This window comes from Pandoraea soli (assembly GCF_902459595.1).
GTDB classification, from domain to species: domain Bacteria; phylum Pseudomonadota; class Gammaproteobacteria; order Burkholderiales; family Burkholderiaceae; genus Pandoraea; species Pandoraea cepalis.
This window is the reverse complement of sequence record NZ_CABPSG010000007.1, coordinates 1-20,346: the sequence shown is the minus strand read 5'-3', so window position 1 is coordinate 20,346 and position 20,346 is coordinate 1. Positions and strand designations below refer to the sequence as shown.

Sequence of the window (20,346 nt, the reverse complement as noted above, 5' to 3'; positions counted from 1 at the left end):
GTCCAGCGGCTTGCGATCCGATCAGCGCTTGTCGTCGTCATCGATGGCAAATCGCGCCGCAAGCGAACGGCTCGCGTTTGCGAGCAACGTGGTGTCGATGCCCACCGCCATGAAGGTCACGCCGATGTCGAGATAATGACGAGTAAGCGTCTCGTCGGCGCATAGCATTCCCGCCGCCTTGCCCGCGCGACGAATGCGTGCGATGCCCTCGCCGATGGCCTGACGTACGTCGTGATGCGTCGCGTGTCCAAGGTGCCCCATCGACGCCGCGAGATCCGCCGGGCCGATGAACACACCGTCGACGCCATCGACGGCGGCAATCTCATCGACTTGCGCGAGCGCGTCGGCCGTCTCCACTTGCACGAGCAGACAAGACGTCGCGTTCGCCGCGTGCAGATAGTCGTCGTAGCGGTTCCACCGCGACGACCGCGCCAACCCACTGCCGACGCCGCGCGTGCCGTGCGGCGGATAGCGCGTTGCGCTGACGAGCGCGCGCGCCATGTCGGCGGACTCGACCATCGGCACAAGCAACGTCGTCGCCCCGATCTCCAGTACCTGTTTGATGAGCGTGGCGTCGCCGTGCGGCAAGCGCACAACAGGATGCGTCGGGTACGGCGCCACCGCCTGCAACGTCGCCAGCATCGTGCGCAAATCGTTGGGCGCGTGCTCGCCATCGATCACCAGCCAGTCGAAGCCGCTGCCTGCGCATAACTCGGCGGCATACGGCGAGGCGAGTCCCAGCCATAGGCCGATCTGACGCTCGCCGCGGGCCAATGCCTGCTTGAAGGCATTCGGGGGTGTTTTCATGACATCGTCTCCAGTGAGATGCGGACCATCGGGGCCATTCGGCCCGGTCAGACGAAGCGCACGCCGATTGCACCGAGCGGGCCGTAGTCGGCATGAAACACGTCGCCCGCCGCGCAAGCCACCGGTCGCGTGAACGACCCGGCCAGCACGATCTCCCCCGCTTGCAGTCCTTCGCCGAAAGCGCCCAACGTGTTCGCCAGCCACGCAATGCCGTTGCCGGGATGATTGAGCACCGCCGCACCCAGGCCCGACTCTTCGATCACGCCGTTCCGATAGAGCAGCGCGCCTGTCCAGCGCAGATCGACCGCGTCCGGCTTCACGGGACGTCCACCGAGAATCACGGCCGCGTTCGCCGCGTTGTCGGCAATCGTGTCGAAGACCTTGCGCGGCGCTTTCGTGTCGCGGTCGAACAGCTCGATGCGGCCATCGATCAATTCGAGCGCCGGCGTCACCCAGGCGGTGGCGTCGAGCACGTCGAACAAGGTGACGCCGGGGCCCTTGAGCGGCTTGGCCAGAATGAATGCCAGCTCCACTTCGAGACGCGGCACGATGAACCGCGAGGCATCGAGCGTCGCGCCATCGGTCACAAGCATGTCGTCGAGCAACGTGCCGTGATCGGGTTCCGTGATCTGGGCGGCGACTTGCATGGCGCGCGACGTCAGCCCGATCTTGTGACCGATCACGCGACGCCCTTCGGCGAGCTTCAGCGCCAGCCACGCCTGTGCGATCGCGTAGCTGTCGTCCGTCGTCATCTCGGGATACCGGCGGGAGAACTGCATGACCGGCGTGCAGCGGCGTTCGGCGTCGTGCAGCTCGCGGGCAAGGGCCTGGCAGGTCGCGGCGTCGAGCGTCGGCATCGGGGGAGTCTCCATGGCGCCACCCGCTACAGGCAACGCGTTCTTGTCGGTCGATAACGCCTATTCTTGCGGCCCCCGGCGCCAGGAACAATCAATCGATTCAGGGTCATTAATAAGCAAAACTGGATAATCGAACGCCGCCGGATGCCTTCCGTCAGTCAGGCATCGTCAACACAATTTAGTAATGAGAGTGATTTGCATTTATAATCCGGAACACTTTATTACAAGGCATTACGCAAATCGAACCGAATGCTGTCGGCTGCCGTTCCGGTCAACGCTCGGGTTCGCCACACTCTCGCCGTCAAGAAGGTCAGCCAAGATGAAGATGTCTCTGCGTCGCCGCGCACATGTGGCCGCCGCTCCTCCCTGCGCCCCCCACCTCCCCCCCCGTCCTCGTCTGCCGCACGCCATCGCCAGCGCCGCCGCGCTGCTCGCGACAACGCTCGGCACCGCGTATGCGCAGCAGGCCACAGGTGCGACGGCAGCAGAATCCAGGGCCGAGGTCGAACTCGACGCGGTCAATGTTTCCGGCGACTGGCTCGGGACCGGTCTCGACAGCAGCGCGAAGACCTTCCCCGGTGCACGTACGGTCGTGAAGAAGGATCAGATCGAAGCGTCGGGCGCGACGAACATTGGCGATGTCATGCGTCGCATCCCCGGTGTGCAGGCGAGCGACAACTCGGGCACCGCGGGCAGCGCCATCTCGCTGAACATCGGCGTGCGCGGCCTCACCGGCCGTTACTCGCCGCGCTCGACCGTGTTGCTCGACGGCATTCCGATGGCCGTCGCGCCTTACGGTCAGCCACAGTTGTCCTTTGCGCCGGTCAGCCTCTTCAACATCGAGAGCATCGACGTGGTGCGCAGCGGCGGTGCCGTGCGCTACGGGCCACAGAACGTCGGCGGCGTGATCAACTTCAAGACGCGCGCGATCCCGAGCACGCCGGGCCTTACCACCGACGCCACCGTGCGCGAGAACCTCTACACGACCGGTGGCGGCGCCAACACCCAATACGGCGCGTTCCTCGGTACACAAATGGACAACGGCTTGGGGCTCGCGCTGCTGTATTCGGGCATGGTCGGCCGCGACTGGCGCAAGGGCAGCGACGAACGCGTGAACGACCTCGCGTTGAAATGGCGTTACGATATCTCGTCGAGCCAGCAGGTATACGGCAAGGTCTCGTATTACGACGTGAAGTCGAAAACCCCCGGCGGCCTGAGCGTCGCGCAATTCAATGCCGATCCTTTCCAGAACACACGGCCGAACGACTATTGGAGCGGTAACCGCACCGGCCTCGATGTCGGCTATCTGAACACGATCTCCGAGACGCAGGAATTCGAGATCCGCACGTTCTACAACGAGAGCTATCGCCAGAGCACGCTGATCAACGCGGCACGCACGCAGACCACACACCAGCCTCGTAACTACGAGACGTTCGGCATCGAGCCACGCTTCACGCAGCGCCTGTTCTTCGGCCCGACCGCGCACGACGTGACGGTTGGCTATCGCTACGTGCACGAGCGCGGCGACGACAACAGCTGGACCACGACCCTGGCCACCGGGCGCGACTCGGCCACCCGGACGTTCTACAACTACACCAGCGCGAACGCCTTCTACCTCGACGACCGCATGGCCTGGGGCAACTGGCGACTCACGCCGGGCGTGCGTTACGAGGTCATCAACTCACAGCGCGTCGACAAGTCGACGGGCAACACCTTCCGCTCGGACAACAGCAAGCCGCTGCCATCGGTGAACCTGTCATACCTGGTAAACAGCGCGTGGACGGTCTATGCGGACTACAGCACGTCGTTCGGACCGGTGCAGAACACGCAGTTGAATTCGATGTCGGCCACGAACCCGCTGACGCCGGAGCTCGCACGCACCTATGAAATCGGCACGCGCTGGTCAGACTCGCGTTGGAAGGCCGAGCTCACGGCGTTCAAGATGAAGTTCGACAACCAGATTCTGCAAGTGCCGGGCTCGACCCCGCCCGTCTTCCAAAACATTGGCGCGACGAACCACGACGGCATTGAAACCGCCGTCGATTACACTTTCGATCGCGACAGCGTGCTGCGCGGCTTGAACGTGTACGCGAACTTCACCTACACGCGCGCGATTCAGAAATCGGGCGCGACCGCCGGCCTCGACGTGCCGTTCTACTCGCGCTTCACCGACACGCTCGGCGCACGTTACGACATCGGCGCGTGGACATTCAACGTCTCCACCACGCACCAGAGCGCGCAGTATTCGGATCTAGCCAACACTGAGGCGGAATCGGCCGACGGCAGCAATGGCAAGGTGCCGGGCTTCCGTCTGTGGAACCTGCAGGCGATGTACAAGATCCCCGGCTACAAGAACGCCGACGTCACGGTGGGTCTGAACAACGTCTTCGACAAACGCTTCTACACGCGCAACGTCGACGGCAACGCCGGCCGCATGGTCGGCGCGCCGCGCATGGTCTACGTGCAGGGCCACTTCGGGTTCTGATCGCCGCAGGATCGGTAAACGAAAAAAAACGGCACCCGCGAGGGTGCCGTTTTCGTTACGACGTGGGTATCAGGTTGGCAGCGCCCGCTCTCGCCAGCGCCGCCCGCCCGATTACTCCGCCGTAGGCTCTTCCACCGAGCTTGGCATCGGTGCAAACGCCTCTTCCAGAGCGATCTGGTCGTGACGCTCGCGATCCGACGTCTCGCGGGCCTTGCGGGCCTTGTGATACGCCAGACCCGTACCTGCCGGGATGAGACGGCCGACGATGACGTTTTCCTTCAGGCCACGCAGGTCGTCCTTCTTGCCCATGATCGCGGCTTCGGTCAACACGCGCGTCGTTTCCTGGAACGAGGCCGCCGAGATGAACGAATCCGTCGACAGCGACGCCTTCGTAATCCCCAGCAGCACGTTCTCGTACTGCGCCGGACGCTTGTCCGCGGCGTTCATGGCGTCGTTCTCGTACAGCATGTCCGAGCGCTCGACCTGTTCGCCGATGATGAAGCGCGTATCGCCGTTGTCGGTGATCTGCACACGACGCAGCATCTGGCGAACGATCACCTCGATGTGCTTGTCGTTGATCTTCACACCCTGCAAGCGGTACACGTCCTGCACTTCGTCGACGATGTAACGCGCCAGTGCTTCGATACCCTGCAGACGCAGGATGTCGTGCGGGTCGGCCGGACCGTCCACGATCATTTCGCCCTTGTTCACCACCTGGCCGTCGTGCACCAGCACCTGCTTTTCCTTCGGAATCAGGAACTCGTGCTGGTTGCCGTCGAGATCGGTAATGACCAGACGCTGCTTGCCCTTCGTGTCCTTGCCGAACGACGTGGTACCGGTGACTTCGGCCAGAATGCCGGCGTCCTTCGGTGCGCGCGCTTCGAACAGTTCGGCCACACGCGGCAGACCCCCGGTAATATCGCGAGTCTTTTGCGCTTCGGTCGGGATACGTGCGAGCACTTCGCCCACCGGCACTTGCTGACCGTCCTTGATGGTGATCAGTGCGCCCACCTGGAAGCCGATCGTCACTGCGTGATCGGTCCCCGGGATCTTCACTTCCACACCATGTTCGTCGAGCAGCTTGACCTGCGGACGCACATTCTTCGACGCCGGACCACGACGCTTCGGATCGATCACGACCAACGTGGACAGACCCGTCACATCGTCGATCTGCTTGGCCACCGTGACGCCTTCCTCGACGTTCTCGAACCTGGCGTAACCGCCGTGTTCGGTAATGATCGGGCGCGTCAGCGGGTCCCACGTACCCAGTTGGGCACCGGCCTTGACCTGTGCGCCGTCCAGATGCAGCAGCGTGGCGCCATACGGCACCTTGTGGCGCTCGCGCTCACGGCCATGATCGTCCGTGATCAGGATTTCGCCCGAACGCGAGATGGCGATCTGTTCGCCGCGACCGTTCGTCACGTAACGCATGGTCGCCGAGAAGCGAACCGTACCGTTCGACTTGGCTTCGATCGACGAGGCCACGGCCGCACGCGATGCCGCACCACCGATGTGGAACGTACGCATCGTGAGCTGCGTGCCCGGTTCACCGATCGACTGCGCAGCGATCACACCGACCGCTTCGCCCACGTTCACACGCGAGCCGCGGCCAAGGTCACGGCCATAACAGGAGGCGCACAGACCGAAGCGCGTATCGCAGGTCAGCGGCGTGCGCACGCGCACTTCGTCGACACCCAGCGCTTCGATCATCTCGACGGCGTCTTCGTCGAGCAGCGTGCCCGATTCGTACACCGTCTCTTGCGTTTCCGGATTCACGACGTCAGCCACGGCCACGCGACCCAGGATACGGTCACGCAGGGCTTCGACCACTTCACCGCCCTCGACCAGCGCCTTCATCGCCACACCATTGCTGGTGCCGCAATCCTCTTCGACCACGACCAGATCCTGCGTCACGTCGACCAGACGGCGCGTCAGGTAACCCGAGTTTGCCGTCTTCAGTGCCGTATCGGCCAGACCCTTACGTGCACCGTGGGTCGAGATGAAGTACTGCAACACGTTCAGGCCTTCGCGGAAGTTCGCGGTAATCGGCGTCTCGATAATCGAGCCATCCGGCTTGGCCATCAGGCCACGCATACCGGCGAGCTGGCGAATCTGGGCGCTCGAACCGCGAGCACCGGAGTCGGCCATCATGTAAATCGAGTTGAACGACTCCTGATCCACGATATTGCCGTCGCGATCGGTGGTCTTCTCTTTCGAGAGCTGCTCCATCATCGCCTTGCCCACGGCGTCGCCGGTCGCACCCCAGATGTCCACGACGTTGTTGTAACGCTCTTGCGCCGTGACCAGACCCGACATGTACTGACGGTCGTATTCCTTGACCTTCTTCGACGCTTCGCCGATCAGCTCTTCCTTCTTCGTCGGCACGAGCATGTCGTCGACGCAGATCGAGATACCGGCACGCGTTGCCAGGCGGAAGCCCGACTGCATCAGCTTGTCGACGAAGATCACCGTCTCGCGCAGACCGCAGCGGCGGAACGCCGTGTTGATCAGCTTCGAGATTTCCTTCTTCTTGAGCGACTTGTTCAGCACCGAGAACGGCAGGCCCGGCGGCAGAATTTCCGACAGGATCGCGCGGCCGACCGTGGTCGGGTACAGCGTGATCTTCGGCGTCTTCTCGCCCGTTTCCGGATCGACCGTGTACTCCGTGATACGCACGTTCACACGCGAAGCCAGTTCGACTTCCTTGTTGTCGTAAGCACGCAGCACTTCCGAGACGTCGATGAACGACAGGCCTTCGCCGCGACCGTTGATCTTGTCGCGGGTCGCGTAGTACAGACCCAGCACGATATCCTGCGACGGCACGATCGACGGATCGCCGTTGGCCGGGAACAACACGTTGTTCGAGGCCAACATCAGGGTGCGCGCTTCCATCTGCGCTTCGAGCGACAGCGGCACGTGAACGGCCATCTGGTCACCGTCGAAGTCGGCGTTGAACGCCGCGCAAACCAGCGGGTGAAGCTGGATCGCCTTGCCTTCGATCAGCACCGGCTCGAACGCCTGAATGCCCAGGCGGTGCAGCGTCGGTGCGCGGTTCAGCATGATCGGATGTTCGCGGATCACATCTTCGAGGATGTCCCACACCACCGCCGTCTGGTTCTCGACTTCCTTCTTCGCGGCCTTGATCGTCGTGGCCACGCCCAACACTTCCAGCTTGTGGAAGATGAACGGCTTGAAGAGTTCGAGCGCCATCAGCTTCGGCAGACCGCACTGATGCAGCTTGAGCGTCGGGCCCACGGTAATCACCGAACGGCCCGAGTAGTCCACCCGCTTACCCAGCAAGTTCTGACGGAAACGACCGCTCTTGCCCTTGATCATGTCGGCCAGCGACTTGAGCGGGCGCTTGTTCGCACCGGTCATTGCCTTGCCGCGACGGCCGTTGTCGAGCAGCGAGTCCACGGATTCCTGCAGCATGCGCTTTTCGTTGCGCACGATGATGTCCGGGGCCTTCAGCTCGAGCAGACGCTTCAGACGGTTGTTACGGTTGATGACGCGGCGATACAGATCGTTCAGGTCCGAGGTCGCGAAGCGGCCACCGTCGAGCGGCACCAGCGGGCGCAGTTCGGGCGGGAGCACCGGCAGCACTTCGAGCACCATCCACTCGGGCTTGATGCCCGAACGCTGGAAAGCCTCGAGCACCTTCAGGCGCTTGGCGTACTTCTTGATCTTTGCTTCCGAGCCCGTGGCTTGCAGCTCGGCGCGCAGATGCTCGACCTGTTGGTCGATGTCGATCGAGCGCAGCAGCTCGCGCACGCCTTCCGCGCCCATCTCGGCACGGAACTCGTCGCCGTATTCCTCGACCTTGTTGTAGTAATCCTCCTCGGTCATGATCTGGCACCGCTTGAGCGGCGTCATGCCCGGTTCGAGAACCACATACGCTTCGAAGTACAGCACGCGTTCGATGTCGCGCAGCGTCATGTCGAGCACCATGCCCAGACGCGACGGCAGCGACTTCAGGAACCAGATGTGCGCGACCGGCGAGGCCAGCTCGATGTGGCCCATGCGCTCGCGGCGCACCTTCGCCAGCGTGACTTCCACGCCGCACTTCTCGCAGATCACGCCGCGATGCTTCAGGCGCTTGTACTTGCCGCAAAGGCACTCGTAATCCTTGATAGGACCGAAGATCTTTGCGCAGAATAGGCCGTCACGCTCGGGCTTGAACGTCCGATAGTTGATCGTTTCCGGCTTCTTCACTTCGCCGAACGACCACGAGCGGATCTTGTCCGGCGAAGCCAGACCGATCTTGATCGCGTCGAACTGTTCGACCTGCTGAACTTGCTTGAATAGATCGAGCAAAGCTTTCATTGCTTTCTCCTGTTGCCTGAACGCAATTAACTGCGCTCCAGGTCGATATCGATACCGAGCGAACGGATTTCCTTGACCAGCACGTTGAACGACTCCGGCATGCCGGCATCGATCACGTGATCGCCCTTGACGAGGTTCTCGTACACCTTCGTACGCCCCGTCACGTCATCCGACTTCACGGTCAGCATTTCCTGCAGCACATACGATGCGCCGTACGCTTCCAGTGCCCACACTTCCATTTCACCGAAGCGCTGACCACCGAACTGGGCCTTACCGCCCAACGGCTGTTGCGTCACCAGCGAGTACGGACCGGTCGAACGCGCGTGCATCTTGTCGTCGACCAAGTGGTGCAGCTTGAGCATGTGCATGAAGCCGCACGTGACCGGACGCTCGAAGGCTTCACCGGTACGGCCGTCGAACAGCGTGACCTGGTTCTTCGACGGCGTCATGCCGAGTTCCTTCGCGACGTGATCCGGGAACGCCAGATCCAGCATGCGACGGATTTCGTCTTCATGGGCACCATCGAACACCGGCGTTGCGAACGGCACGCCGTTCTGCAGGTTGCGCGCCAGCGACATGATTTCGTCGTCCGACAGGCTGTCGATATCTTCTTGTTGACCGCTCTCGTTGTAGATCTTCGTCAGGAACTTGCGAACTTCCTGGACCTTGGTGTGCGCCTGCAGCATTTCGCCGATACGCCAGCCCAGACCCTTCGCTGCCCAGCCGAGGTGCGACTCGAGAATCTGACCCACGTTCATCCGCGACGGCACGCCGAGCGGGTTGAGCACGATGTCTGCCGGACGGCCATCGGCCATGTACGGCATATCCTCGATCGGCACGATCTTCGAGACCACGCCCTTGTTACCGTGACGGCCGGCCATCTTGTCGCCAGGCTGCAGACGACGCTTGACCGCCAGGTAGACCTTGACCATCTTCAGCACGCCCGGCGGCAGTTCGTCGCCCTGCGTGAGCTTCTTGCGCTTCTCTTCGAAGGCGAGGTCGAACTGGTGACGCTTCTGCTCGATCGATTCCTTGATCTGCTCGAGCTGTTGCGCACCTTCGTCTTCCGCCAGACGGATGTCGAACCAGTGGTAACGGTCCAGATCCGCCAGGTATTCCTTCGTGAGCTTGGTGCCCTTGGCGAGCTTCTTCGGACCGCCATTGGCCGTCTTGCCCACCAGGAAGCGCTCCAGACGCTGGAATGCATCGCCTTCCACGATACGCAGCTGGTCGTTCAGGTCGAGGCGGTAGCCCTTGAGTTCATCGTCGATGATCTGCTGGGCGCGCTTGTCGCGTTGAATGCCTTCACGCGTGAACACCTGCACGTCGATGACGGTGCCGCTCATGCCCGACGGCACGCGCAGCGAGGTGTCCTTCACGTCCGATGCCTTCTCGCCGAAGATCGCGCGCAGCAGCTTTTCTTCCGGCGTGAGCTGGGTTTCGCCCTTCGGCGTGACCTTGCCCACCATGACGTCGCCGGCTTCGACTTCCGCGCCGATGTACACGATGCCCGACTCGTCCAGACGGCCGAGTTGCACTTCCGCCAGGTTCGAGATGTCGCGCGTGATTTCCTCAGGCCCGAGCTTGGTGTCGCGAGCGACCACGTTCAGCTCTTCGATGTGGATCGACGTGTAACGGTCTTCCGCAACGACACGCTCCGAGATCAGGATCGAATCCTCGAAGTTGTAGCCGTTCCACGGCATGAACGCGATCAACATGTTCTGACCCAGCGCCAGCTCACCCAGGTCGGTCGACGCGCCGTCGGCGATCACATCGCCGCGCGCCACCTTGTCGCCCTCTTCGACGATCGGGCGCTGGTTGATGTTGGTGTTCTGGTTCGAACGCGTGTACTTGATCAGGTTGTAGATGTCCACGCCGACTTCACCGGCGACGGCTTCTTCGTCGTTCACGCGAATCACCACACGGCCTGCGTCGACATAGTCGACCACGCCGCCACGGAACGCCTGCACGGTCGTACCCGAGTCAACAGCCACCGTACGTTCGATACCCGTACCGACCACCGCCTTTTCCGGACGCAGGCAAGGCACGGCCTGGCGCTGCATGTTCGAACCCATCAACGCGCGGTTCGCGTCATCGTGCTCGAGGAACGGAATCAGCGACGCGGCGACGGAAACGATCTGCGACGGTGCCACGTCCATGTACTGGATGCGGTCCGGCGTGACCATCAGCGTTTCGCCGGCTTCACGCGACGACACCAGTTCGTCGGTCAGTTCGCCGTTTTCGCCGATCGACGCGTTCGCCTGGGCGATCACGTAGCGACCTTCTTCAATGGCCGACAGGTAGTCGATCTGGTTGGTGACCTTGCCGTCTTCCACCTTGCGGTAAGGCGTCTCGAGGAAGCCATACTCGTTCAGGCGGGCGTACAGTGCCAGCGAGTTGATCAGACCAATGTTCGGGCCTTCCGGCGTTTCAATCGGGCACACGCGGCCATAGTGGGTCGGGTGCACGTCGCGCACTTCGAAGCCGGCACGCTCGCGCGTCAGACCGCCCGGGCCCAGTGCGGACACGCGACGCTTGTGCGTGATTTCCGACAGCGGGTTGGTCTGGTCCATGAACTGCGAGAGCTGCGACGAACCGAAGAACTCGCGAATGGCCGACGAGATCGGCTTGCTGTTGATCAGGTCGTGCGGCATCAGGTTTTCCGACTCGGCCTGACCCAGACGTTCCTTCACAGCACGCTCGACACGCACCAGACCGGCACGGAACTGGTTCTCGGCCAGCTCGCCCACGCAACGCACACGACGGTTGCCCAAGTGGTCGATGTCGTCGACTTCGCCGCGACCATTACGCAGATCCACGAGGATCTTGATGGTCGAGAGAATGTCGTCGTCGCCCAGCGTCATCGGTCCGAGCACTTCGTCACGGCCGACACGACGGTTGAACTTCATACGACCCACCTTCGACAGGTCGTACGCTTCTTCGCTGTAGAACAGACGGTTGAACAGGGCCTCGACCGCGTCTTCGGTCGGCGGCTCGCCCGGGCGCATCATGCGGTAGATCGCAATGCGCGCGGCCGTGCGGTCGGCAGTTTCGTCGATGCGCAGCGTGGCCGAGATGTACGAACCCTGGTCCAGATCGTTCGTGAACAGCGTCTGGATGTCCGACACGTCCGACTCGCGCAGCTTGACCAGCACGCTTTCGGTGATTTCTTCGTTGGCGTTGGCGATCACTTCGCCGGTATCGCCATCGATCACGTTCTTCGCGAGGACACGGCCGAGCAGGTAGTCTTCCGGCACCGAGATGAACTTGGTGTTGGCGTTCTCCAGGTCGCGGATGTGCTTGGCGTTGACGCGCTTGTCCTTCTGGACGATGACCTTGCCTTCGCGATCCGTGATGTCGAAGCGAGCCACTTCACCGCGCAGACGCTCCGGCACGAACTCCATCTGTGCGCCTTCCGGCATCAGCTTGAAGTTATCGAACACGAAGAAGTTCGCGAGGATCTGTTCCGGCGTCAGGCCGATTGCCTTGAGCAGGATCGTGACTGGCATCTTGCGACGGCGGTCGACGCGGAAGTACAGGATGTCCTTCGGATCGAACTCGAAGTCCAGCCACGAGCCGCGGTAGGGGATGATACGCGCGGAGAACAGCAATTTGCCCGAGCTGTGCGTCTTGCCCTTGTCGTGTTCGAAGAACACGCCCGGCGAGCGGTGCAGCTGCGAGACGATGACACGTTCCGTGCCATTGATGACGAAGGAACCCGTCGATGTCATGAGCGGAATTTCGCCCATGTACACTTCCTGTTCCTTGACTTCCTTGACGACGGGCTTGTTCGGCGATTCACGGTCGAGAATCACCAGACGAACCTTGGCGCGCAGGGCCGAGCAAAAAGTCAGGCCGCGCTGTTGACATTCCTTGACATCGAACGCGGGCGTGCCGAGCAGATAGCTGACAAACTCCAGGCGTGCGAACCCGTTGTGAGAAACGATCGGGAAAATGGAGGAAAAGGCTGCTTGCAGACCCTCCGGCTTCCGCTCCGATGCAAGCGCTTCGGCTTGCAAGAACGATGTGTACGAGGCGAGCTGGGTGGCCAGCAAAAACGGCACCTTGTGCACGGTCGGACGCTTCGCAAAACTCTTGCGAATGCGTTTCTTCTCGGTGAAGGAATAGTGCATTACGATCTCCGAATCACTACGCTGGCGACGACGGCAGGCATCGTCAACGGGTGTTCATCGACTGAGACCAGACGTCCTCCGCGGCGGGCTTGCCGTGGAGCAACGAGCTTGGTGGTTGGCCGCTACCAACCGCTGGCTGACGGCGACGGATGCCTGTGTTGCCCGTCGCCCGACCAAACTTGCCTTCTGCAGTCGCTTCAGAAGACAAAGAGAAAACCGTCACGGGTTGGATCCCGGCGCGATTTTTTCTTTGGCCTCTTCGGTACTTCCTCTGTCCTTCTTTGTTGCTGCGTTTCGCTCGTCCCCTCGATGATGTGTGCGCTTGACATGGCGCAAATCACGGGTGCTTCGGCGAAATCATTTTTCTTTCAACCACTTGGCGCCGTTTCGCGCCGGCTTTCGAGTTCCGCGCCCCGCTTTCGGGATTTGGCTCTCCTGAAAGCACAAAAAGGCTGACGACGTTTCGTCGCCAGCCTTCCCTACGCGCAGAGCCGAATTACTTGATTTCGACCTTGGCGCCGGCTTCTTCCAGCTTCTTCTTGGCTTCGTCAGCAGCAGCCTTGTCGACGCCTTCCTTGACAGCCTTCGGAGCGCCATCAACCACGTCCTTGGCTTCCTTCAAGCCCAGGCCCGTGATTTCGCGGACGGCCTTGATCACGCCGACCTTGTTCGCACCGACTTCCGCCAGGATGACGTTGAATTCGGTTTGCTCTTCCACTGCAGCAGCAGCGCCAGCACCCGCGGGGCCAGCCACCGACAGGGCAGCAGCCGACACGCCGAACTTCTCTTCGAACGCCTTGACCAGGTCGTTCAGTTCCATAACCGACATTGCGCCAACGGCGTCGATGATGTCTTCTTTCGTGATTGCCATTTGTAAAACTCCTAGATTGTGTTCGGACCGAAGTCAGCGATCGTGTAACCGGGACGAGAATTAAGCAGCTTCTGCTTGCTTCTTCTCGGCCACGGCAGCCAGGACGCGAGCAAAGCCGGAAACCGGCGCTTGCATGACACCCAGCAACTTCGCGAGCAGTTCGTCGCGGCTCGGGATCGAGGCCAGCGCTTGCACGCCTGCCTTGTCCATCACCTTGCCGTCGTACGAGCCGGCCTTCAAGATCAACTTGTCGTTGCCCTTCGAAAAGTCGTTCAAGACTTTCGCAGCGGCTACGGGATCCGTCGAGATACCGTAGATCAGAGGACCGGTCATCTGCTCAGCCAGGTCAGCAAACGGGGTGTTTTCCACCGCGCGGCGAGCCAGCGTGTTCTTCAGAACGCGCAGGTAGACGCCCTGCTGACGCGCATTGGCGCGAAGCTTCGTCAGATCGCCAACCGTGATTCCGCGATATTCAGCCACAACGATGGTCGAAGCGCCGGCGACTTGCGCCGAAACTTCTGCCACGACGGCTTTCTTATCATCAAGATTAAGTGCCACGGTTAACCTCCAAAATTGACATCACCTCATGGTGATGCCGTTCCACTAACGGCTTACCGACATGTCTGGAGTTTCAATCGCCACGCCCGGTTGCCCAGGTGAGACGATGTGACTGCATAACTTGTTCGGGTTCGCCATCTGCGTTGGCTGGCGTATTAAGGGAGCGTCAATCCATGCCCATTCCCGCCAACGGTCTTTGATAACCGGAAGCGACTTCCGAAGAATCCGCTTCCGCCCAAAGTCTTTTGCTACTGACTGCCCATCCTGAGGATGGCAGCCGTCACAGGGGACGCCATCACCCTGCGATTGCGATACGGTCTTGCTTAGGCAGCCAGGCTGGCCTGGTCCACGCGCACGCCAACGCCCATCGTGCTCGACAGGGCGATCTTGCGCAGGTAGACACCCTTGCTCGAAGCCGGCTTCGACTTCGTCAGGGCTTCCAGCAGGGCCGACAGGTTCTGACGCAGCGCTGCCGGGTCGAACGACGCACGACCGATAGTCGCGTGAATAATGCCGCCCTTGTCAACGCGGAACTGCACCTGACCGGCCTTGGCGTTCTTCACTGCCGTAGCGACGTCCGGGGTCACCGTGCCAACCTTCGGGTTCGGCATCAGGCCGCGCGGGCCGAGAATCTGACCCAGCGTACCGACGACACGCATCGTGTCCGGCGAAGCGATCACGATATCGAAGTCCATCTTGCCGGCCTTGATTTGCTCGGCCAGGTCTTCCATACCCACGATTTCAGCACCGGCAGCCTTGGCTTGCTCGGCCTTTTCGCCTTGGGCGAACACAGCCACGCGAACCGACTTACCGGTACCGGCCGGCAGAACGACCGAGCCGCGAACCACTTGGTCCGACTTCTTCGCATCCACGCCCAGTTGCACGGCGACGTCGATCGACTCGTCGAACTTGGCGCTTGCGCATTCCTTGACCAGGGCCAGAGCATCGCCGACCGGGTACAGCTTGTTGCGGTCGACCTTGGCGGCCAGTGCTTGTTGACGCTTAGAGATCTTAGCCATTACAGACCCTCCACCGTGATGCCCATCGAACGTGCGCTGCCAGCGATGGTGCGAACCGCGGCGTCCAGATCGGCGGCGGTAAGGTCAGGCATCTTGGTCTTCGCGATTTCTTCCGCTTGTGCGCGGGTGATCTTGCCCACCTTGTCGGTGTGCGGCTTGCTCGAACCCTTTTGCAGGTTGGCAGCCTTCTTGATCAGCACCGTTGCCGGCGGAGTCTTCAGGATGAACGTGAAGCTCTTATCCGCAAATGCGGTGATCACCACCGGGGTCGGAAGACCCGGCTCGAGGCTCTGCGTTTGCGCGTTGAACGCCTTGCAGAACTCCATGATGTTCAGGCCACGTTGACCCAGGGCCGGGCCCACGGGGGGCGACGGATTGGCTTTACCTGCAGGAATCTGCAGCTTGATAAAGCCGATGATTTTCTTTGCCATGGTTTACTCCGGAACGAATATGTGGCGCATATTCGGGGTTGAGTCATAGCGCGCGTTCACCAAAAACGGGCTACTGACGCTCCTCGGCGACGGCTGTCACCAACGCAAAAACGCGCCGGACGTCGCGCCGGCGCATTTTATTCTTAGATCTTTTCGACTTGCCCGAACTCCAGTTCTACCGGAGTTGCCCGTCCGAAAATGGTGACGGAAACACGGAGGCGAGATTTTTCGTAGTTCACTTCTTCCACCGAGCCGTTGAAGTCCGTGAAAGGACCATCCTTGACTCGAACCAGCTCGCCCACCTCGAACAACGTCTTGGGACGCGGTTTTTCCACCCCGTCCTTGATTTGCGACATGATCTTGTCGACCTCGGCCTGTCGAATCGGAATCGGGCGATTGCCCGTGCCGCCGACAAAACCGGTGACCTTGGCGGTGTTCTTCACCAAGTGCCACGTGTCATCCGTCATTTCCATCTCGCACAGCACATAGCCGGGAAAGAAACGACGCTCGGTGACCGACTTGTGGCCACCCTTGATTTCAACGACTTCTTCGGTCGGGACAAGAATCTCGCCGAACAAGTCTTCCATGCCGGCACGCGTAATACGCTCACGCAGCGCCTTGGCTACGCTCTTTTCCATGCCGGAATACGCATGAACGACGTACCAGCGCTTCTTACTCGGTGCAGCCCCGGTATCAGACATATCACTTCCAGCCAAGAATCAAAGAGAACACTGCCCATTCAATCGTCTTGTCGCTGATCCAGAGATACAGCGCCATCACGATGACGAACGCGAAGACAATCGCAGTCGTTTGGGCGGCCTCTTTACGGGTCGGCCAAACGACCTTACCCACTTCCCGATACGCATCCTTGGCAAAAGCCAGGAAGCTTTTGCCGGTTTGCGATGCCAATGCAACACCTGCCGCGATGGCTAGAACGACGACGATGGCAGCAACACGCACATACAGTGCCTGTTGCCCCAGCGCGTAGAAGGCCACGACACCAGCAATCACGAGCAGCCCGGCCAGTGCCAGCAGCAGCTTGTCGCCAGTCGTACGTACAGTTTCTACGGGAGAATTCGCCATTTCCAGCTTGCAGACAGTTGTTTGGCAGGGGCAGAGGGAATCGAACCCCCAACCTTCGGTTTTGGAGACCGACGCTCTGCCAGTTGAGCTATACCCCTAAAACAGCAGTGGGGCCAGCCGCCAAAAGCTGACCCCGTAAGCGCGGACCGTTAAGGTACCGGCTTACGCTACGATCTTTGCAACCACGCCGGCGCCGACAGTACGGCCACCTTCGCGAATTGCGAAACGCAGACCTTCGGTCATGGCGATCGGCGCGATCAACTTGACAGTGATCGACACGTTATCGCCCGGCATGATCATTTCCTTGCCTTCCGGCAGGGTGATCGAGCCCGTCACGTCCGTCGTACGGAAGTAGAACTGCGGACGATAGTTGTTGAAGAACGGAGTGTGACGACCACCTTCATCCTTCGACAGCACGTACACTTCGCCGGTAAATTCCGTGTGCGGCGTGATCGAACCCGGCTTGGCCAGAACCTGACCACGCTGGACGTCTTCACGCTTCGTGCCGCGCAGCAGGATACCGACGTTGTCGCCTGCCTGACCTTGGTCGAGCAGCTTGCGGAACATTTCAACGCCCGTGCAAATCGTCTTGACCGTCGGGGTGATACCGACGATTTCGATTTCTTCGCCGACCTTGACGACGCCCGACTCAACGCGCCCCGTCACCACGGTACCGCGACCCGAGATCGAGAACACGTCTTCCACCGGCATCAGGAATGCCTTGTCGATGGCACGTTCCGGCGTCGGAATGTACGTATCGAGGGCTTCGGCCAGTTGCATGATGGCTTCTTCACCCAGGGGACCCTTGTCGCCTTCCAGCGCCAGCTTGGCCGAACCCTTGATGATCGGCACGTCGTCGCCCGGGAAGTCGTACTTCGACAGGAGCTCGCGCACTTCCATTTCGACCAGCTCGAGCAGCTCGGCGTCGTCGACCATGTCGCACTTGTTCAGGAACACGATGATGTACGGCACGCCAACCTGACGGGCCAGCAGGATGTGCTCGCGCGTTTGCGGCATCGGGCCGTCGGCAGCCGAGCAAACCAGAATGGCACCGTCCATCTGGGCAGCACCGGTAATCATGTTCTTGACGTAGTCGGCGTGGCCCGGGCAGTCAACGTGTGCGTAGTGGCGGTTAGCCGTTTCGTACTCGATGTGTGCGGTGTTGATGGTAATACCGCGTGCCTTTTCTTCCGGTGCCGCGTCGATGTCAGCGTAGTTCTTGGCTTCACCGCCGAACTTCGACGAAAGAACCGTTGCAATAGCGGCCGTCAGGGTCGTCTTGCCGTGGTCGACGTGACCGATGGTGCCGACGTTGACGTGCGGCTTGGTCCGCTGAAACTTTTCCTTTGCCATTTTCGACTCCTAACGGGGTTATCTTTTGCCGAGGTTGCTCGGCATGATGACTGCCGCGCTTCATACTATCTTTGGTGCCCATGGGCAGGATCGAACTGCCGACCTCTCCCTTACCAAGGGAGTGCTCTACCACTGAGCCACATGGGCGAATCCTTTACTGCTACTGCATCTGCGCGTCACCTGGAGCGGGTGAAGGGAATCGAACCCTCGTCGTAAGCTTGGAAGGCTTCTGCTCTACCATTGAGCTACACCCGCTTGGATTCCGACTCTCGCCTCAGGCAACAAGCGCCGGAGATTTTAGTTTCCGGCGCTCATTACTTCCGCATTCTGGTGGAGGAGGTTGGATTCGAACCAACGTAGGCGTAAGCCAACAGATTTACAGTCTGCCCCCTTTAGCCACTCGGGCACCCCTCCGCAGAGAATTTGCAATTATGGAGATGTCGCCCCGCCTTGTCAACACTTGCCATGCGTTAAATACGCAGTTTTTGTGCCTGACGCTCTGCGGATTTTCACTATCTGCGGCAAGCCTTTGATTTGCTTGACGATATGAATTCAGTCAAGCGTTGACTCAATGCCAATGCCGCACCGGCGTAAGCCAACGCCGGCGCCAGGCGGCGGCATAACGACTCAGGCTATCCCGCCCCCTGTGAAATTCCCGTTTGAGTTTCTGCCAGGGATTGCGCCTGACCTTATGCCGGCCCACGATCGTGGTACCAAAGTCATCACCTCGATCCAGCACGATATCCGGCGACATCGAGATCATGCGGATGCCATGCTCCCAGTTCCGGTTGAGCATATCGTCGACGGGGTGAATGGGTCGTCTGGCGTAGGCCAGGAGCACAAGCGCTGCCGCGCGCCGGATGAGATAGGCATGGGCACCGCCAGGTTGCTTTCTGTGGTCGCGCAAAATCCCACCGCCAGGCAGTTGGCCAACTCGCCATGCCCCTGCAGCGCCCCCTTCCTTCAATCGCAAGATGCCCCAAGGGACCGTCACGTTCAGTGTCGATGCGAGGCACCGCGGGAAATCGGGAGTCAATTCGACGTCGTCTTCCAGGACGCACCAGATATCGTCGTTGGAACTGGCCAGTGCTTCCCAGACCCGGTAATGGCTCTCATAGCAGCCAACCTCTCCGAGCGTCAAATGATTGCCGTATATCCGCAGGCGTTCGGAAGCGTCATACGTCGACGGATAGTCACTAATCCGTTCGGCGTCGAAGAATCGGAAGGGAACGTCGGCTGCCGCCAACTGCTCGATCATATGTGCGCGACGAACGTCGCTGTCCACGAGTGAAATGACGACAACCGGGGGAAGCTTGGGGCGTGAAATAGGATCCTTGAACATCGCTATGCGCTCGCGCCCAGGAGGCGCGGCGTTTGTGCCGAAAATTTGAATAGCGGCACGATAGCGAACGAAACACAAGATTGCGATGCTTTTGGCGATATTTCGAGCGCTTTCCCACAATCCCCGTCTCCGCCCCATCGTTCGCAACGGTGCGGCACGACAGACTCAGAACGACGCAAAGACCCTGACCCCGGTTCACCCGATTGCGAGTATCGCATCGGCGAACCGCTTGCCCACGCCCGCGCCCCTCGATCAGTTGGCGTACTCGAGAGGTGTCACGGCATAGTCGAACACCATCTCGTGAATGTGGATCTCGCACCATTCCTTGAACATTTTGAGCGTGCGATGACGCGGCCAAAGCGTGGCGTCGACGTACCAATCATTGAGCATCTGCTCGAAAACTGCCTCCCAGTTCCGCTGTACCCAGCGCTTGCCCGGTTCGTCGACTTTGTCATTGACCGGGATCAGGAATGCTGACGGTCCGTCCCGCGCTTCCGTTAATGTGACAGCAACGCTTTCCGGATAAGGGTCTGCGGCATTGATCCAATCAACGAATGGTTGCCGGGGCAGCACGACGATAACCGCGCGGTTGATAACGCAGGACGGTTCGACTGGCATGGGCTTTATCTTCACGAAGGCTATCCGAGAGGCATCTAAAAAGAAGGGCTAACCAGAGGACACCGCTGGTCGAATCGAGCAACGCAAATCAACATCGGCGCCCGGCACAAACGCGTAGTGCGTTGGGTCAGCTAGCCCTACCCCATTCCGGTAACGGCATCCCCTGAGAACCGGCCAGCGAGCTGGTTCCGAAATGGTGGATTCGTCAGGGGAACGTCCGTCAGATCAACCTCACCCGTCACGACCTCGGCCTTGAGCCGCGCAGCCGCTGGGCGTTATCGCCGTGGATACGACCTTGGCATCGAGCCGTGTGGCCGCGCCGGCGCTGGGCGATATCGCCGCGGAAAAGCAAAAACCCCTTGCTACACGAATTAGCAAGGGGTTTTTAAGGGGAGCCTGACGATTACCTACTTTCACACGGGTATCCGCACTATCATCGGCGTGGAGTTGTTTCACGGTCCTGTTC

14 protein-coding genes and 4 tRNA genes are annotated in these 20,346 nt (G+C 60.7%); 1 reads left to right on the top strand and 17 read right to left on the bottom strand.

All coding sequences use genetic code 11. The features are described from left to right. Positions 1-21: 21 nt before the first annotated feature. The gene (gene hpaI, locus PSO31014_RS13595) at positions 22-807 is read right to left on the bottom strand and encodes a 4-hydroxy-2-oxoheptanedioate aldolase (protein ID WP_150552116.1); all 786 of its coding nucleotides are present in this window, start codon (positions 805-807) and stop codon (positions 22-24) included. A gap of 47 nt (positions 808-854) precedes the next feature. Beyond that, positions 855-1,679, bottom strand: a complete 825-nt coding sequence (hpaH, locus tag PSO31014_RS13590; protein WP_246176634.1) for a 2-oxo-hept-4-ene-1,7-dioate hydratase — start codon at positions 1,677-1,679, stop codon at positions 855-857. Positions 1,680-1,983: 304 nt separating this feature from the next. Here hpaH and PSO31014_RS13585 point away from each other — a divergent pair, with 304 nt between their 5' ends. Beyond that, complete coding sequence (locus PSO31014_RS13585; RefSeq protein ID WP_150552115.1) at positions 1,984-4,149, top strand: TonB-dependent receptor family protein; 2,166 nt, start codon at positions 1,984-1,986, stop codon at positions 4,147-4,149. A gap of 111 nt (positions 4,150-4,260) precedes the next feature. Here PSO31014_RS13585 and rpoC read toward each other — a convergent pair whose 3' ends face one another. The 15 genes from rpoC to PSO31014_RS13510 form a co-directional block, all read right to left on the bottom strand. Next, complete coding sequence (gene rpoC, locus PSO31014_RS13580; RefSeq protein WP_150552114.1) at positions 4,261-8,472, bottom strand: DNA-directed RNA polymerase subunit beta'; 4,212 nt, start codon at positions 8,470-8,472, stop codon at positions 4,261-4,263. A gap of 26 nt (positions 8,473-8,498) precedes the next feature. Then, entirely contained in the window at positions 8,499-12,605 is a 4,107-nt protein-coding gene (rpoB, locus tag PSO31014_RS13575) for a DNA-directed RNA polymerase subunit beta (protein ID WP_150552113.1), read from the bottom strand. A gap of 496 nt (positions 12,606-13,101) precedes the next feature. Beyond that, on the bottom strand, positions 13,102-13,476 hold the full coding sequence (gene rplL / locus PSO31014_RS13570; protein ID WP_150552112.1) for a 50S ribosomal protein L7/L12: 375 nt from the start codon (positions 13,474-13,476) through the stop codon (positions 13,102-13,104). A gap of 60 nt (positions 13,477-13,536) precedes the next feature. Continuing rightward, entirely contained in the window at positions 13,537-14,034 is a 498-nt protein-coding gene (gene rplJ / locus PSO31014_RS13565) for a 50S ribosomal protein L10 (protein ID WP_010804162.1), read from the bottom strand. A gap of 323 nt (positions 14,035-14,357) precedes the next feature. Beyond that, a complete protein-coding gene (gene rplA / locus PSO31014_RS13560; RefSeq protein ID WP_017232377.1) occupies positions 14,358-15,053 on the bottom strand; it encodes a 50S ribosomal protein L1 in 696 nt (231 codons plus the stop codon). Further along, the gene (rplK, locus tag PSO31014_RS13555) at positions 15,053-15,484 is read right to left on the bottom strand and encodes a 50S ribosomal protein L11 (RefSeq protein WP_150552111.1); all 432 of its coding nucleotides are present in this window, start codon (positions 15,482-15,484) and stop codon (positions 15,053-15,055) included. Before rplK ends, rplA begins: the two co-directional genes overlap by 1 nt. A 143-nt stretch (positions 15,485-15,627) precedes the next feature. Continuing rightward, positions 15,628-16,185 (bottom strand): transcription termination/antitermination protein NusG, encoded by a 558-nt coding sequence (gene nusG, locus PSO31014_RS13550; RefSeq protein ID WP_150552110.1) that lies wholly within the window; start codon positions 16,183-16,185, stop codon positions 15,628-15,630. A gap of 1 nt (position 16,186) precedes the next feature. Beyond that, entirely contained in the window at positions 16,187-16,567 is a 381-nt protein-coding gene (secE, locus tag PSO31014_RS13545) for a preprotein translocase subunit SecE (RefSeq protein ID WP_017232380.1), read from the bottom strand. Positions 16,568-16,589: 22 nt separating this feature from the next. Continuing rightward, positions 16,590-16,665: transfer RNA gene (locus tag PSO31014_RS13540), tRNA-Trp, on the bottom strand. Positions 16,666-16,729: 64 nt separating this feature from the next. After that, on the bottom strand, positions 16,730-17,920 hold the full coding sequence (tuf, locus tag PSO31014_RS13535) for an elongation factor Tu (RefSeq protein ID WP_150552109.1): 1,191 nt from the start codon (positions 17,918-17,920) through the stop codon (positions 16,730-16,732). Positions 17,921-17,992: 72 nt separating this feature from the next. Continuing rightward, positions 17,993-18,067: transfer RNA gene (locus PSO31014_RS13530), tRNA-Thr, on the bottom strand. A gap of 34 nt (positions 18,068-18,101) precedes the next feature. Beyond that, positions 18,102-18,175: transfer RNA gene (locus PSO31014_RS13525), tRNA-Gly, on the bottom strand. A 73-nt stretch (positions 18,176-18,248) separates the two neighbouring features. Then, positions 18,249-18,334 (bottom strand) — tRNA-Tyr (locus tag PSO31014_RS13520). A 154-nt stretch (positions 18,335-18,488) separates the two neighbouring features. Next, on the bottom strand, positions 18,489-19,382 hold the full coding sequence (locus PSO31014_RS13515; RefSeq protein ID WP_174976511.1) for a glycosyltransferase family 25 protein: 894 nt from the start codon (positions 19,380-19,382) through the stop codon (positions 18,489-18,491). A gap of 132 nt (positions 19,383-19,514) precedes the next feature. Further along, the gene (locus PSO31014_RS13510) at positions 19,515-19,880 is read right to left on the bottom strand and encodes a hypothetical protein (RefSeq protein ID WP_150552107.1); all 366 of its coding nucleotides are present in this window, start codon (positions 19,878-19,880) and stop codon (positions 19,515-19,517) included. Between the last annotated feature and the right edge of the window lie 466 nt (positions 19,881-20,346).